The organism is Castellaniella sp., assembly GCF_049671645.1.
GTDB lineage: Bacteria > Pseudomonadota > Gammaproteobacteria > Burkholderiales > Burkholderiaceae_B > Castellaniella.
Window position 1 is genome coordinate 87,340 of record NZ_JBATVG010000019.1, and the last position, 14,813, is coordinate 102,152.

Annotated in this window: 11 protein-coding genes; 7 read left to right on the forward strand and 4 right to left on the reverse strand. The window is 66.9% G+C overall.

Annotated elements, in window-relative coordinates:
- Positions 1-93 precede the first annotated feature (93 nt).
- From WBG56_RS08935 to WBG56_RS08945, 3 genes are read left to right on the forward strand one after another with little or no spacing between them, the layout of a single operon-like run.
- Entirely contained in the window at positions 94-1,074 is a 981-nt protein-coding gene (locus tag WBG56_RS08935) for a Bug family tripartite tricarboxylate transporter substrate binding protein (protein ID WP_424267401.1), read from the forward strand.
- 19 nt (positions 1,075-1,093) lie between these two features.
- Positions 1,094-1,531, forward strand: a complete 438-nt coding sequence (locus tag WBG56_RS08940) for a tripartite tricarboxylate transporter TctB family protein (RefSeq protein ID WP_424267403.1) — start codon at positions 1,094-1,096, stop codon at positions 1,529-1,531.
- On the forward strand, positions 1,528-3,072 hold the full coding sequence (locus tag WBG56_RS08945) for a tripartite tricarboxylate transporter permease (protein WP_424267405.1): 1,545 nt from the start codon (positions 1,528-1,530) through the stop codon (positions 3,070-3,072). The genes WBG56_RS08940 and WBG56_RS08945 overlap by 4 nt, the downstream gene beginning before the upstream one ends.
- A gap of 79 nt (positions 3,073-3,151) precedes the next feature.
- On the opposite strand, the gene WBG56_RS08950 is transcribed toward WBG56_RS08945, so the two are convergent.
- The 4 genes from WBG56_RS08950 to WBG56_RS08965 all read right to left on the reverse strand — a co-directional run bounded on the left by WBG56_RS08950 (position 3,152) and on the right by WBG56_RS08965 (position 7,664).
- Positions 3,152-4,669 carry a CoA transferase gene (locus WBG56_RS08950; RefSeq protein WP_424267407.1) on the reverse strand — a complete coding sequence of 506 codons (1,518 nt, stop codon included), beginning with the start codon at positions 4,667-4,669 and terminating at the stop codon, positions 3,152-3,154.
- Positions 4,670-4,874: 205 nt separating this feature from the next.
- Positions 4,875-6,002 (reverse strand): deoxyguanosinetriphosphate triphosphohydrolase, encoded by a 1,128-nt coding sequence (locus tag WBG56_RS08955; RefSeq protein WP_424267409.1) that lies wholly within the window; start codon positions 6,000-6,002, stop codon positions 4,875-4,877.
- A gap of 2 nt (positions 6,003-6,004) precedes the next feature.
- Positions 6,005-7,084, reverse strand: a complete 1,080-nt coding sequence (gene aroB / locus WBG56_RS08960; protein ID WP_424267411.1) for a 3-dehydroquinate synthase — start codon at positions 7,082-7,084, stop codon at positions 6,005-6,007.
- Positions 7,085-7,091: 7 nt separating this feature from the next.
- Entirely contained in the window at positions 7,092-7,664 is a 573-nt protein-coding gene (locus WBG56_RS08965; protein ID WP_424267850.1) for a shikimate kinase, read from the reverse strand.
- A gap of 182 nt (positions 7,665-7,846) precedes the next feature.
- On the opposite strand from WBG56_RS08965, the gene WBG56_RS08970 reads away from it, so the two are divergent.
- The 4 genes from WBG56_RS08970 (at position 7,847) to WBG56_RS08985 (ending at position 14,776) form a co-directional block, all read left to right on the forward strand.
- Positions 7,847-10,288 (forward strand): penicillin-binding protein 1A, encoded by a 2,442-nt coding sequence (locus WBG56_RS08970; RefSeq protein WP_424267413.1) that lies wholly within the window; start codon positions 7,847-7,849, stop codon positions 10,286-10,288.
- Complete coding sequence (gene lptM, locus WBG56_RS08975; RefSeq protein ID WP_424267416.1) at positions 10,288-10,464, forward strand: LPS translocon maturation chaperone LptM; 177 nt, start codon at positions 10,288-10,290, stop codon at positions 10,462-10,464. The genes WBG56_RS08970 and lptM overlap by 1 nt, the downstream gene beginning before the upstream one ends.
- An 8-nt stretch (positions 10,465-10,472) precedes the next feature.
- Complete coding sequence (gene lysA / locus WBG56_RS08980; RefSeq protein WP_424267418.1) at positions 10,473-11,744, forward strand: diaminopimelate decarboxylase; 1,272 nt, start codon at positions 10,473-10,475, stop codon at positions 11,742-11,744.
- 212 nt (positions 11,745-11,956) lie between these two features.
- Complete coding sequence (locus tag WBG56_RS08985) at positions 11,957-14,776, forward strand: putative bifunctional diguanylate cyclase/phosphodiesterase (protein WP_424267420.1); 2,820 nt, start codon at positions 11,957-11,959, stop codon at positions 14,774-14,776.
- Positions 14,777-14,813: the final 37 nt, after the last annotated feature.

Here is a 14,813-nt window from a genome sequence, read left to right on the forward strand (position 1 = left end):
GCATTTGGAAAGCCTGCGCTGCTTAAGGTGCGAGGGTACCTGGCCACCGCTGACACCCGAGCCAGGTTTTTCCATCATCAGGAGACTCCGATCATGACCCCTCGCTCCTTGTCGCTGCTGCTGGGCGGCGCCTTGCTATCACTGGGCCTGGCTGCCTCAGCCGCCCCGACCAAACCCGAATGCATCGCCCCGGCCAACCCCGGCGGCGGTTTCGACCTGACCTGTCGCCTGGCCCAGGAAGGCCTGAAGACCGCGGGCGCCCTGAGCGACCCGATGCGCATCGTCTACATGCCCGGCGGCATCGGCGCCGTGGCCTACAACCACGTGATCGCGCAAAAGCCCGACGATCCCAATTCCATCGTGGCGTTTTCCGGCGGTTCGCTGCTGAATCTGGCGCAGAAGAAATTCGGCCGCTACAACGTCAATGACGTGCGCTGGCTGGCCGCCGTCGGATCGGACTACGGCGTGGCCGTGGTGCGCGACGATTCGCCCTACAAAAGCCTGAAGGAACTGATGGCCGCCTTCAAGCAGGACCCCGCCAAGATCGTGCTGGGCGCCGGCGGCACCGTAGGCAGCCAGGACTGGATGAAGGCCGCCCTGACCGCCCGCGCGGCCGGCGTGGACTACCGCAAGATGCGTTTCGTGGCCTTCGAAGGCGGCGGCGATGCCCTGACGGCCCTGCGCGGCGGCCACATCCAGGCCTATATGGGCGATGCCGCCGAGGCCTTCACCATGCTGGAAGGCGGCGCCCCGATCCGCGTGCTGGCCGTCTTCAACGATCAGCGCCTGCCGGGCAAACTGGCCTCCGTGCCCACGGCCCAGGAAGAAGGCTTCGACATCCAGTGGCCCATCATCCGCGGCTTCTACGTCGGCCCGAAGGTCTCCGACGCCGACTACCAATGGTGGGTGGACGCCTTCAACAAGACCCTGGCCGATCCGTCGTTCGCCGCCATCCGCGACAAGCAGGGCCTGTTTCCCTTCAACAAGTCGGGCGCCGAACTGGACGCATACATCAAGGAACGCGTCGCCGACTACACCAAGCTGGCCAATGAATTCGGCCTGATTCGTCAATAAGCACACACCGGACCTCGCCATGAGTGATCGCACTTTGGGCTTCTGCGCCCTGATCTTTGCCGGCCTGATGGCGTGGTTCGGCCACGACCTGCAGGCCCCCTTTTCCTACGAGCCGGTGGGCCCGCGGGCGTTCCCCATGCTGATCGCCCTGATCATCGCCCTGTGCGGTATCTGGCTGATGGCCAAGCACTGGAACGATCGCCGCAAGGGCGAGCCCATCGACTGGCCGCGCCTGCTGCTGATGGTGGTCTACATCTTCGGCTACGCCCTGCTGTTCGAATGGCTGGGCTTCATCATCGCCACCGCCATCGTCACCGTGCTGATCGGCCGCCTGTTCGGCGGCGGTTGGGCCAAGATGATCATCGGCGGGGTCGTCATGGGCATTCTGTTCTTCCTGCTGTTTGACGTCACGCTGGACGTCGTGTTGCCGCTGGGCCCCCTGGAGTTCCTGTCATGAGCGAAATCCTTAGCCACCTGAGCATCGGTTTCGATGTCGCCTTTTCCTGGATGAACCTGCTGGTCGCGGCCCTGGGCGCCTTCCTGGGCACGCTGGTGGGCGTGCTGCCGGGGCTGGGCCCCATCAATGGCGTGGCCATGCTCATCCCCATCGCCTACGCCCTGAACCTGCCTCCCGAGACCGCCCTGATCCTGCTGGCCGCCGTGTATGTGGGCGCCGAATACGGCGGGCGCATCAGCGCCATCCTGATCAACGTGCCGGGCGAAGCCAGCGCCATCATGACGACGCTGGACGGTTATCCGCTGGCGCGCAAGGGCCTGTCCAATGTCGCCCTGTCGCTGTCGGGCTGGTCGGCCTTCTGCGGCGCGCTGGTGTCCACCATCGGCGTGATCATCCTGGCTCCCTTGCTGGCCCGCTGGGCGCTGGCCTTCGGCCCGGCCGAATATTTCGTGCTGATCGTCTTCGCCTTCTGCTGCCTGACCAGCCTGCTGGGCAACCAGCCCGTCAAGGGCACCCTGTCTGCCATGCTGGGCCTGGCCATCGCCACCGTCGGCGTGGATGCCAATTCCGGGGTCTACCGCTACACCTTCGACTCCGTGCACATGTTCGACGGCATCGACTTCGTGGTCGTGGTGATCGCCTTGTTCGCCATCGCCGAATTGCTGGAACTGCTGGAATCCGCCATCCGCGGCGAATCCCCCGAAGTCCCGCCCAATGAGCGCAAGCTGTTCAACCTGCAGGAACTGCTCTACACCAAGTGGACCGTGATGCGCAGTTCGCTGCTGGGCTTTTTCATCGGCGTGCTGCCGGGCGCGGGCGCCAGCGTGGCATCCGCCGTGGCCTATTCGAACGAAAAGCGCTATCAGGAAGGCCGCGATCCCAACGCCTGTTTCGGCCAGGGCGACCTGCGCGGCGTGACCGCTCCGGAAGCCGCCTCCACGGCGTCCGCAGTGGGATCCTTCGTCCCCATGCTGACCCTGGGCGTGCCCGGTTCGGGCACCACGGCGGTGATGATGGGCGCGCTGACCCTGTACAACATCACCCCCGGCCCGGTGCTGTTCGACACCAAGCCGGAACTGGTCTGGGGGCTGGTCGCGTCGCTGCTCATCGCCAACGTGCTGCTGTTCCTGATGAACATCCCCATGGTGCGGGTGTTCTCGAAGGTGCTGTCGCTGCCGAACTGGCTGCTGGTTCCCGGCATCCTGTGCATCAGCTACATCGGCGTCTACGCCATCAATGCAGGCACGTTCGACCTGACGATGGCGGCGTTCCTGGGCCTGGTCGGCTACCTGCTGCGCAAGGGAGGCGTGCCCATGGCGCCCATGGTGCTGGGCGTGGTGCTGGGCGACATGATGGAACAGAACCTGCGTCGGGCGCTATCCATCACCGATGGCGACCTGAGCATTCTGTGGGGCAGCCCGATCGCCATGGGGCTGTGGATCGTCTCCCTGGCCATCGTGATCATCCCGCCGATCCTGCGCCGTCGCTCGAAGGGCAAACTGTCGGCCACCGCCGTCGCCGCCCTGGAGGGTGAGGAATAACCCGCCGGACACCGCCCCCGCGCCGGGGCGGAGCGCCCCTCGCAACACTCGCTGAATGCCGCCCCCAAGGGCGGCATTCCTATTCCCAGACGGGCGGACTGCTGAGCAAGTCACCCGCCGGCCGGTCCCAGGACCAGTCCGCCGCCCCCACCCGGCATGGCGCCCGCAAGCGATGCGCCGGCCCCCAGGCGGTGGCCTCGATGGCGGCCTCGTAGGCTTCCTGCGGGGCCTGCCCCACGGCGGGCTCCGGCGTTTGAGACTCAGCCCCGGCGCTGCCATCGGAAGCCGCCGCTTGCGCATCATCGGCCGCCTCGGCGCCGGACGCCAGCAAGGCGGCCGTGCGGGCCAGCGATACCCGCCAGATGCTGCCGCGCAGCCGTTCCCGGCGCTGGATCAGGCCCTTCAACACGCAGGCCGCCATCCAGTAGCCGGTCGCCTGGTCCAGCGCCTGCACCGGCAGCGGGTCGGGCGCCCGGTCCGGGCCGCCGGACCAGGCAATGCCCGTGCTCATCTGCACCAGGCTGTCGAATCCCCGGCGCATCCGCCAGGGCCCGGTCCAGCCCCAGGCATCCAGGCACACATCCACCAGGCCGGGACGGATCCGCTGACGGACATCCGCTCCCAGGTCCAGGCGGTCAAGGGCATCGGGCCGGTAGCCGTGCACCAGCACGTCGGCCCGCGCCAGCAACCGTTCGAAGCGCGCGCGCCCGGCCGGATCGCGCAGGTCCAGCCAGGCGCAGCGCTTGCCCACCGTGACTTCCGGAACCATGCCGGGCTCTTGCCAGTCGGCCGGGTCCAGGCGCAGCACCTGGGCGCCGCAGGCCGCCAGGAAGCGGGTGGCCGCCGGCCCGGCCAGCACCCGGGTCAAGTCCAGCACTCGCAAGCCGGCCAAGGGACGAGCGGGATCGACGGGACGGCCCGAAGCATCCTCGAGCAGACCCGGCAATCCGCTCTCCGACGACGCCCATGTTCCGGCATCGCCGCCCGCGGCGCCAAGGCCCGCCGCCCATGGCATGCCCGCGCAGGACAAGCCATCGCGTCGATGCAGCAGCGGCTCCGCCGCCACGGCCAGGCCCTGGGGGTGGCGCCGCCACTGCGCCGGCGCGCGCAGGGCGGCGGCGCACGCCGCCTGATCCACCAGCGCCGTTTCCAGCGCCTCGGCGGCCCAGGCCCGCACCCGCGACTCAACGGCGGCGCGGGCGGCGTCGGGCGGCAGGTCCAGCACCTGCAAGGCCCGTTGCCGATGGTGGGCGGCATTGGCATGGATGCGGATCCAGCCGTCCTGGGCAGCGTAGTCGCCGGTAACGGCGTCACGCACCTTGGGAACGTCCCAGCCCAGCGGCTGCAGGCTGGCGCCGAACCACCAGGATGCCAGGGGCCGGTCCAGCCGCACGAGCGGAGGACGGGCGGGATCGACCCAGCGGGCCAGCAGCATGGACGCCGCCCCGATGCTGGCGCAGGCCAGGTCCGTAACGGGGTAACGCGACGCCAGCATGCCCTGGCCTTCGATCCGGATGGCGCCGTCCGCCCAGGGTTCGTCCAGCGCGGCCAGGAAAGCGCGCAGGAAAAAGTCGGATGCGGCATTGTGGGGTGTCATGGACGCACCTCCTCTGTTGCTGCCCGCAGGGACTGCAGTGTGGCCAGGTCCCTCCACCTCACCGCTTGCAAGCGGTTCGGATTCGTCAGGCGCACTGCAGTCCGCAGTGGACTGCAGCGCGTCCATTCTCATCCACCTCGCCGCCTGCAGGCGGCTCGGATTAATCAGGCACGACGCAGTCCGCAGGGACTGCGCCGTGTCCAGATTAATCCATGCGGAAGATCGCGTGGTGCTCGCGGATGGCGTAGCGATCGGTCATGCCGGCCACGTAGTCGGCGATGGCGCGCGCCTGGTCGACGGGGTCATCGCGCCGGTATTCATCGGCCAGCAGGCGGGGATCGTCCATGAAGGCGCCGAACAGATCCCGCACGACGCGGCGGGCCTTGTAGGTCATGCGCATGACCTGAGCGTGACGGTACAGGTTGTTGAGCAGGAACTGCTTCAGGGCATCCGCCTGGGCCCGCAGCGCGTCGGAGAACGCCGCCAACGGCGCCGCCGCCCGCACGGCATCGACGCTATCGGGCTGCAGCCGGGCGATGTTCGCCGCCGTGGTCCGGGTCAGATCCAGCACCAGCGTGTTGATCATGGCGCGGATGACCTCGGACACCAGGCGCTTGCCTTCCACGTCGGGGTAGCGGCGCCGCACCTGTTCGTGGTGCGCCGCGAAGATGTCCAGATCCAGCAATTGCGACACGGTGATCAGGCCCGAGCGCAGGCCGTCATCGATGTCGTGGTTGTTGTAGGCGATCTCGTCGGCCAGATTGGTCAGTTGGGCTTCCAGGGACGGCTGGGTGCCATCCAGAAAGCGGGCGGCCACGGGCCCCAGCTGGCGGGCGTGGCGGCGTGAGCAATGCTTCAGGATGCCTTCGCGGGTCTCGAAACACAGGTTCAGGCCGTTGAAGGCCGCATAGCGTTCCTCCAGTTCGTCCACCACCCGCAGGCTTTGCAGATTGTGCTCGAAACCGCCCGCCGCCGGCGCGAATTCACGCAGGCAGGCGTTCAGTTCATCCTGGCCCGCATGGCCGAACGGCGTGTGTCCCAGGTCATGGGCCAGGGCGATGGCCTCGATCAGGTCTTCGTGCACGCCCAGGTTGCGCGCCAGGGTACGGGCGATCTGGGCGACTTCGATGCTGTGGGTCAGGCGGGTGCGGAACAGATCACCTTCGTGATTCAAAAAGACCTGGGTCTTGTATTCCAGCCGCCGGAAGGCGGAGCAATGCACGATGCGGTCCCGGTCGCGCTGGAAGTCGCTGCGGCCCTGGGGGGGCGATTCCGGGTGCAGGCGCCCGCGCGTGGCTTCCGGATGGCAGGCATACGGGGCCAGCGTCGCCATGATCAGGCCCTCGCCCCGGCGGGCAGCATCGGACGGACCCGATCGTCGTCCACGGCCTGCACGCTGGCGCGGCCCAGTTCAGGCAGCAGCACATAGCGGATATGCCGTCCCTCGGTCTTCTTGTCCACCCGCATCAGGTCCAGCCAGCGGTCCGGCCCCAGGTCGGGCGCCTGCACGGGGCAGCCGATGGCCTGGACCAGCGCGCGGATGCGATCGACCACGGCAGCATCCAGGCCGCAGACCCGGGCGGAGAGTTCCGCCGCCATCACCATGCCGCAACCTACGGCCTCGCCGTGCAGCCAGCGACCGTAGCCCAGCCCGGATTCGATGGCGTGTCCGAAGGTGTGGCCGAAATTCAGGATGGCCCGCAGGCCGGATTCGCGCTCGTCCTGGGACACGACCCAGGCCTTCAGTTCGCAGGCGCGGCGCACGGCATATTCGATGGCGTCGTCGTCCAGGTCCCGCAGGGCCTGCACATGGGACTCGCACCAGGCGAAGAACGGCGCATCGGCGATCATGCCGTATTTGATCAGTTCGGCCAGGCCGGCGGAGATTTCCCGGGCAGGCAGCGTCGCCAGCACCCGGGTGTCGATTTCAACGGTTTGGGGCTGGTAGAAGGCGCCGATCATGTTCTTGCCCAGCGGGTGATTGATGGCGGTCTTGCCCCCGACCGAGGAATCGACCTGCGCCAGCAGCGTGGTCGGCACCTGGACGAAGCGCACGCCGCGCATGTAGCAGGCGGCGGCAAAGCCGCACATATCGCCCACCACCCCGCCCCCCAGGGCGATCAGCACAGCCTTGCGATCCAGCCCCGCGCCCAGCAGCGCATCGAAAATACGATTCAGCGATTCCCAGGTCTTGAACTGTTCGCCATCCGGCAATTCGACCCAGCAGAGCGGCGCATCGATGCCGGCCAGCGCCGCGCGCACCTGATCGCCGTACAGACCGGCCACCGTGGTGTTGGTGACGACGGCCAGCGCCGTGGCGTCGGCCGGCAGACTGGCGGCCAGGGCGTCCAGCCGCCCGGGACCGATATGGATGGGGTAGCGCCCGCCTGGGGTCTCGACTTGAACAGTATGCATGGGGGTCCTAATGGGGAAGAGGGGCCGGCAACAGGGGCAGCAGACTGCGCACGACCTGGGAGACGGGCTGGTCCGCCGTATCCTGGCGGATGTCGGCCACACTGTCGTACAAGGGCTCGCGCTGGGTCAGCAGATCGGCGATGCGCTGGCGGGGATTGTCGGTGCGCAGCAGCGGCCGGTTGCGATCCCGCGCCACGCGCCGGTACAGCTCGTCCACGCTGGCGCACAGATAAACGACACAGCCGCGTTCGCGCAGCATCCTGCGGTTTTCCTCGGCCAGCACGGCGCCGCCGCCGGTGGCCAGCACCAGCCCCGGCACCCGGGTGTATTCATCCAGCAGGGCGGTTTCACGCCGACGGAAACCGGCCTCGCCCTCGATGTCGAAAATGGTCGCCACACGCACCCCGCAGCGAGCCTCGATGGCATGGTCCAGATCGACGAATTCCCGACCCAGGGCGGCCGCCAGCTGGCGACCAATGGTCGTCTTGCCCACCCCCATCATGCCCACCAGGAAGATCGGCGCGGCCGCGTCCTGGGCGGAGCCTGGTGCAATTGTGGTGGCGGTGGGAACGGATTCCATCGACATGGGGATGCGGTGCGAGGTTGGTTTGCGTGTATTATCGCATTGGCTGATTCGCGGGCTCCGAGGCCCCCGATCCGGCGCCCCGGCGGCCGTTTCACATCCGCATTCGCAGCATCCGGTTACATAGACTCCGCTCCCGATCTCTGGTCTGCATCCGCCAGGCCTTACAATCGCCTCTGATGAGAACCACCAAAACTCCCACCAAGTCCAAGGCGCCTGCCCGTTCCTGGCTCACGCGCCTGGTCGTGAAGGCGCTTGTCCTCTGCGCCGGCCTGGGCGTCTGCGCGGCCTTGCTGCTTTCGCTGGCGCTGGCGCTGGCATGGCCCAATCTGCCCGACCTGCACGCCATGACCGATTACCGGCCCCGCGTGCCGCTGCGCATCTACACCGCCGACAAGGTGCTGATCGGTGAATTCGGCGAAGAACGTCGCAATGTACTGCGTTTCGACGAAATTCCGGACATCATGAAGTCCGCCATCCTGGCGGCCGAAGACGACCGTTTCTACCAGCACGGCGGCATCGACTGGGCCGGCGTGCTGCGCGCCGCCATCGCCAACATGGTGCACATGTCCAAGACCCAGGGCGCCAGCACCATCACCATGCAGGTCGCCCGCAATTTCTACCTGTCGTCTGAAAAGACCTACACGCGGAAATTCTACGAACTGCTGCTGACCTTCAAGATCGAAGCCACCCTGACCAAGGACCAGATCCTGGATCTGTACATGAACCAGATCTTCCTGGGACACCGGGCCTACGGCTTCGCCGCCGCCAGTCGCACGTATTTCGGCAAGCAGCTGGCCGACATCACGCCGGCCGAGGCCGCCATGCTGGCCGGCATCCCCAAGGCCCCGTCGCGTTTCAACCCGATCTCGAACTTCGAACGCGCCAAGGCCCGCCAGGCCTACGTGCTGGGCCGCATGCGCAGCCTGGGCTATCTGAACGACGCCGAATACCAGCAGGCCAAGGACCAGCCCATCGTCGTCAAGTCGGCGGCGGGCACGCCTTCGGGCCGCTATCTGGTGCATGGCGAATATCCGGCCGAGCTGGCGCGCCAACTGCTGTACGGCGTCTATCAGGACGACATCTATTCGCGCGGCTTCAACATCTACACCACCATCGATTCCAAGGACCAGGAAGCCGCCTACGAATCCCTGCGCGCCGGGGTGCTGGATTACACCCGCCGGGCGCCCTACCCCGGCCCCGAGGAAACCATCGATCTGCCCGCCGGCATCGAAAACCAGCCCGAGGCCTTCAACGACATCCTGGACACCGTCCAGGAAAAATACCCGGACAACGGCGACCTGCTGACCGGCATCGTGCTGTCGGCCAGCCCGACCGAGGTCAAGGTCGCCCGCAGCCCCACCGACATCATCACCATCGCCGACAAACGCGCCCTGCGGGTCGTCGCCCGCGGCCTGACGGCCAACGCCAAAGGCGCCGTGCGCATCGAGCGCGGATCCGTGGTCTACGTCCACAAACAGGACGACTATTGGGAACTGCTGAACAAACCCAGCATCCAGGCCGCCCTGGTGTCGCTGCGGTCCCAGGACGGCGGCGTGGTCGCCATGGTGGGGGGGTTCGACTTCGAAGAAGGCAAATTCAACCGGGTGACACAGGCCTGGCGCCAGCCCGGGTCCTCGTTCAAGCCCTTCATCTACGCCTCCGCCCTGGAACGCGGCCTGACGCCGGCCACGCAGATCTCCGACGAGCCTTTTTCCCTGACGGCCGAACAGACCGGCTCCAAGGCCTGGAACCCCAAGAACTACGGCCGTTCCTACGAACCGATGCTGACCATGCGCCAGGGTTTGTACAAATCCAAGAACATGGTGTCCATCCGCATCATGCAGGCGGTCGGTCCCCAGTACGTGCAGGACTACATCACGCGGTTCGGCTTTGACCGGTCCCGCCAGCCGGCCGTGCTGCCGCTGGCGCTGGGCGCAGGCAGCGTCACGCCTCTGCAATTGGCCGGCGGCTACGCCGTGTTCTCCAACGGCGGCTACCGCGTGCCGCCCTATCTGATCGACCATGTGACCGACAGCAGCGGCAAGGTCATCATGCGGGCCCGTCCGACCATTGCCGGCGACACGCTGGCCCGGGTCATCGACCCGCGCACCGCTTACGTCATGGACGACATGCTGCGCGGCGTGGCGACCGTGGGTACGGGCGCGCGCGCCCACCGCGAACTGAAGCGCAACGACATCGGCGGCAAGACAGGCACCACCAACGATTCCCAGGACGCCTGGTTCGCGGGCTTCACGCCAAAACTGGTGGCCGTGGCCTGGATGGGCTTCGATCAGCCCAAATCCATGGGCCAGGGGGAAACCGGGGGCGGCGCCGCGCTGCCGATCTGGGCAGGCTACATGCGCACGGCTCTGGCCGGCCAGCCGGAAATTCCGCCCGGCCCCATGCCCAGCGGCCTGACCCGCACCGATGGCGACTTCTATTTCTCCGAATTCCCGCCCGGCATCGCGATTGCGCGCGTCGGCCTGCCCGCCCCGGGCGACCCTGCCCCGGGCGCTCCGGCGCCCGGCCAGGATGGAATCGGCGCCTTGCTGGACCAGTTGCACGGTCAGAACGACAACGAGGCCGCCGTTCCCCAACCCGTCCGTGTCCCCTTCTGATGACAATCCGAACCCATACCCGTTTCTCCGCGGGCCTGGCGGGCGCCTGCGTGGCGTTGCTGCTGGCCGGCTGCGGCATGAAAGGCCCGCTCAAGCCCGCCACCCCACCCCCGCCCGCTGACGCGACCCTGGTCGCGCCCCCCACCGTCACTCCCGCCACCACACCCAAGCCCTGATTGCGCCCATGACCGCTGCCCCTCATTTCCCGATCCGGGACGGTATCCTGCATGCAGAAAACCTGCCGCTGACCGACCTGGCTGACCGCTACGGCAGCCCCCTCTACGTCTATTCCCGCGCCGCGCTGCAAGAAGCCTGGCACCGCTACGAAACGGCCATCGCCGGACGCGACGCGCTGATCTGCTATGGGGTCAAGGCCAATTCCAACCTGGCCGTGCTGCATGAATTCCAGCAACTGGGGGCTGGATTCGACATCGTCTCGGGCGGCGAGCTGGCCCGCGTGCTGGCGGCGGGCGCCGCCCCCGACCGCATCGTGTTCTCCGGCGTGGGCAAACAAGGCTGGGAAATCCGCAAGGCATTGGCCGCCGGCATCAAATGCTTCAATGTCGAATCGGCCGCCGAGCTCGAACGCCTGGCCGATATCGCCCAGGAAATGGGCGTGTGCGCCCCGGTATCGCTGCGGGTGAACCCGGACGTGGACGCCAGGACCCACCCCTATATTTCCACCGGCCTGAAAGAAAACAAGTTCGGCATCGACATCCGGAAAGCCCCCGCCCTGTACCGCCAGGCACGGCAGATGCCCGGGCTGAAGATCGTCGGCGTGGATTGCCACATCGGATCGCAGATCACCGAGATCAGCCCCTACCTGGATGCCCTGGACAAACTGCTGGCCCTGATCGATGTCCTCGCCGCCGATGGCATCACGCTGCGCCACCTGGACCTGGGCGGCGGCCTGGGCATCCGCTACACCGACGAAACCCCGCCGCATCCCGCCGAACTGCTCAATCCCGTGTTCGCAGCCCTGCAGGCACGCGGCCTGGACTACCTGCAGGTGATCCTGGAACCGGGCCGTTCGCTGGTGGGCAACGCCGGCGTGCTGCTGACCCGGGTGGAATACCTGAAGCACAACGAGGCCCGCAATTTCGCCATCGTGGATGCCGCCATGAACGACCTGATGCGTCCCGCGCTGTACCAGGCCTGGCACGACGTGGCCCCGGTGCAGCCGCGCACAGGCACCCGCACGGACACCTACGACATCGTCGGGCCGATCTGCGAAAGCGGCGACTGGCTGGCCAAAGACCGCTCCTTGCCGCTGGAACAAGGCGATCTGCTGGCCATCCACTCGGCCGGCGCCTATGGCTTTTCCATGTCCAGCCAATACAACACGCGGCCCCGGGCGGCCGAAGTGCTGGTCGACGGATCGCAGCACTGGCTGATCCGCCCGCGCGAATCGGTCCAGGATCTCTACGCCCACGAACGCATCCCGCCGCGCTCCTGAATGCGCGGCGACGGGGCGGCCTAAAATCCGCATGCGCTTTGTCGTAAAACGCATATCGCTGTAACCTATCCGAAGATCGGCAAGATTGCAGTTTCCTGTCCTCATCGACCCGCTGCATGTCACCATTGAAGGATTCCGCCGCCGCCCCCTCCCCGCTCCCGGCCCCTCGGCCCGGGAGCCCTCGCGTCTTCCTCAGATTCTTCCTGGTTCCCATGCTGCTGGGCCTGGGCGTGCTGCTCAGCGCCTGGCTGTTCCCCGCACACTATGCCAGCCAGTCCGGCCAGGGCATGGCCACGCATTTTCTATCCGGTTCATTCAGCGGTCCGCACCACGCCATCACGGCCCTGCGCACCAGTCCGACCCGCCTGGCTCAGCAGATGCCGGCCGGCCCCGCCTGGTTGCTGGCTGACCTGACCTCCGTCCCCGGGTCCGACGACCCGGCCCCGTCCGCCCTGCTCTTGCGCAGCACCCTGGTGGCGCCTCCAAGCTGCTGGCTGCTGGACAGCCGGAAAGCCGGCCCGCTGACGGCCCTGAGCTTCCAGACCCGCATCCTGGGCTACACCGCCACGATCCCGCCCGGGGCCTCAACGGCGGACCAGGTCGTGTGCCAGCTGGATCAAGTGATCCCCGGCCTCCTGGCCATCGAACAATGGCAGTCCCCGGCCCTGGCCACGGTCACGGCCCATGACGCCCATGCGTTGGGCCTGCTGGAAGGCGGGCTGCTGGTGCTGGCGGCCTTCATCGCGGCCATCGCCCTGACGACCCGCGATCACCTGTACGTGCTGCTGACCGGCTGGATCCTCTGCAATCTGCGCCTGGGCGCCTGGGCGCTGGGTTGGGACCACCTGTGGCTGGGCCACCTGCTGTCGCCGCACGAGCTGATCTGGTCCCGCCAGCTGACACTGCTCCTGTCCTTCACCGCGACCTGGCTGCTGTTCACCCGCTTGTTCCAGCAAAGCCTGGGGGCCGCCATGCGCCACCGGCTGCAGTTGATCGGCCTGGCCTTTTCCGCCCTGATGCTGCTGCCCCTGTTCATCCCGTCCTATGAGATCTTCCAGGCGATCAGTTTCCTGGGGGCATGGGCGGGCACGGCGCTGGTCGCCACCATCCTGATTCACGCCCTGTTCCGCTTCACGACCCGGTCGCTGTTCTGGCATACCCTGGGCGTCTGCCTGGCCACCGGCATCCTGGTGACGGGGTTGATCCTGATCGCCCTGGACCGGAGCGCGGTATTCGGCGCCTGGCTGGCCGTGGGGCTGTTTCTGGCCTGCAACCTGCTGGTGGCGCTGGCCACTGCCAACCGCACCCGCGAAGACCGGCAGATGCGGCTGCGCCAGCGCAACGAGCTGATCGCGCATGATTCGCTGTCGCCGCTAGGGCTGTTCACGCTGGGGGCCACCCGCCACTTCGAGCACCTGAACCCCAACGCCCGCACCATGCTGCAGGTCCAGCCCGACATCGAAATTCCCGCGCTCAGTTGGAGCGCCTTTTTCCCGAACGTCGACTGGGTGGCCGTATCGCTGGCCACTGAACAAGGGCGGGATACCGAGATCCAGCAGCATAGCGCCGATCCCAAGGCGCCCACCCGCAGCTTCCTGCTGCGCGCCACCCTGGCGGGCAGCCGCATCGAGGGTTCCCTGCAGGACGTCACCGCCCGCACGGAAACCCTGCGCAATCTGCGCCTGATGACGGATCACGACGCCCTGACCAATACCCTGAACCGGCGCGGGATCGAAGACACCATGCAGGCCGCGATCCAGGATCTGCAGACATCCGGCACGCCCTGCGCCCTGTCGTTCCTGAGCCTGGATCACCTGAAGCGGGTCAACGACCTGTTCGGGCATTCGGCCGGCGACCAGCTGCTGCAACTGGCCTGCGACCGGCTGAAGTACGCACTGACCGAACAGCAGAAACTGGGCCGCATCGGCAGCGACGAATTCATCATCCTGTTCCCGCAGATCCGCGCACGGGAAGCCCGGCGGATCGCCCAGGACATGATCGACAGCCTGAACAGTTCGCCCTTCTACGTGGGCGACCGTGCCTTCCAGATCAAGAGCGCGATGGGCCTGATCGACCTGGATGCCCGCATGCGCCCCAAAGACGCCATCGCCGCCGCGACCCGGGCCTGCCGCGATGCCCGCAAGCAACACCAGGACATCGTGCTGTACGAGGAAAACGCCCACGAGCTGTTCGACCACATCAACGAATTGCGGGTGTTCGAACAGCTTGAACAGGGCACGCCCCCGGACGATATCTACCTGGCCATGCAGCCCATCATGTCGCTGCGCCACCCCCTGCAGACCCTGAACTTCGAGGTGCTGCTGCGGGTGCGCAGCGACGGCGAACACCCTCTGCAGACGCATAAAATCATCCAGGCCGCCGAAGACAGCGGCATGATCACCATGATCGACAAATGGGTGTTCTCGACCGCCCTGCAGTGGATGTCCAAGCATCACCTGAAACTGGGCCAGACCCAGCAGGTGAACATCAATCTCAGCGGCGTGTCGCTGAACGACGACCGGTTCATCGATACGCTCTTCGGCATCCTGAACCAGCAGCCGCAGCTCACGCGCCGCCTGTGCGTGGAAATCACCGAAGGCGTGGCGCTGCAGGACCTGGAACGCACCCGGCAGTTCATGCGCCGCCTGCAGCGCATGGGTGCCCGCGTGGCGCTGGACGATTTCGGCGCGGGATACACATCGTTTTCCTATCTGAAGGAACTGCCCGCCGACACGATCAAGATCGACGGCACCCTGATCCGCGACATGCTGAGCAGCGAGGCCAACATCGCCATCGTCAACAGCATCGTGGACCTGGCCCATAACCTGGGCATGGAATGCATCGCCGAATGGGTGGAGGACGTGGCCACACTGCGCACCCTGGCCGAGATGGGGGTGGACTACGTGCAGGGCTACGTGATTTCAGCGGCGCGGGCGCCCTCGGACATCCTGGCCCACGACAACATCCTGCCGCTGATCGGCAATCCGGCCGCCCAGGCCTACATCGAGGAAATCAGCGGCCGACGGGTCTAGTGGCCTGTTCGGTTAATACCCGTACCAGATTCGGCGT

Coding starts and splice junctions, on each gene's coding strand:
- WBG56_RS08935 (WP_424267401.1), top strand. CDS start 94: ATGACCCCTCGCTCCTTGTCGCTGCTGCTGGGCGGCGCCTTGCTATCA.
- WBG56_RS08950 (WP_424267407.1), bottom strand. CDS start 4,669: ATGACACCCCACAATGCCGCATCCGACTTTTTCCTGCGCGCTTTCCTG.
- WBG56_RS08970 (WP_424267413.1), top strand. CDS start 7,847: ATGAGAACCACCAAAACTCCCACCAAGTCCAAGGCGCCTGCCCGTTCC.
- lysA (WP_424267418.1), top strand. CDS start 10,473: ATGACCGCTGCCCCTCATTTCCCGATCCGGGACGGTATCCTGCATGCA.
- WBG56_RS08955 (WP_424267409.1), bottom strand. CDS start 6,002: ATGGCGACGCTGGCCCCGTATGCCTGCCATCCGGAAGCCACGCGCGGG.
- WBG56_RS08965 (WP_424267850.1), bottom strand. CDS start 7,664: ATGGAATCCGTTCCCACCGCCACCACAATTGCACCAGGCTCCGCCCAG.
- WBG56_RS08945 (WP_424267405.1), top strand. CDS start 1,528: ATGAGCGAAATCCTTAGCCACCTGAGCATCGGTTTCGATGTCGCCTTT.
- aroB (WP_424267411.1), bottom strand. CDS start 7,084: ATGCATACTGTTCAAGTCGAGACCCCAGGCGGGCGCTACCCCATCCAT.
- WBG56_RS08985 (WP_424267420.1), top strand. CDS start 11,957: ATGCTGCTGGGCCTGGGCGTGCTGCTCAGCGCCTGGCTGTTCCCCGCA.
- WBG56_RS08940 (WP_424267403.1), top strand. CDS start 1,094: ATGAGTGATCGCACTTTGGGCTTCTGCGCCCTGATCTTTGCCGGCCTG.
- lptM (WP_424267416.1), top strand. CDS start 10,288: ATGACAATCCGAACCCATACCCGTTTCTCCGCGGGCCTGGCGGGCGCC.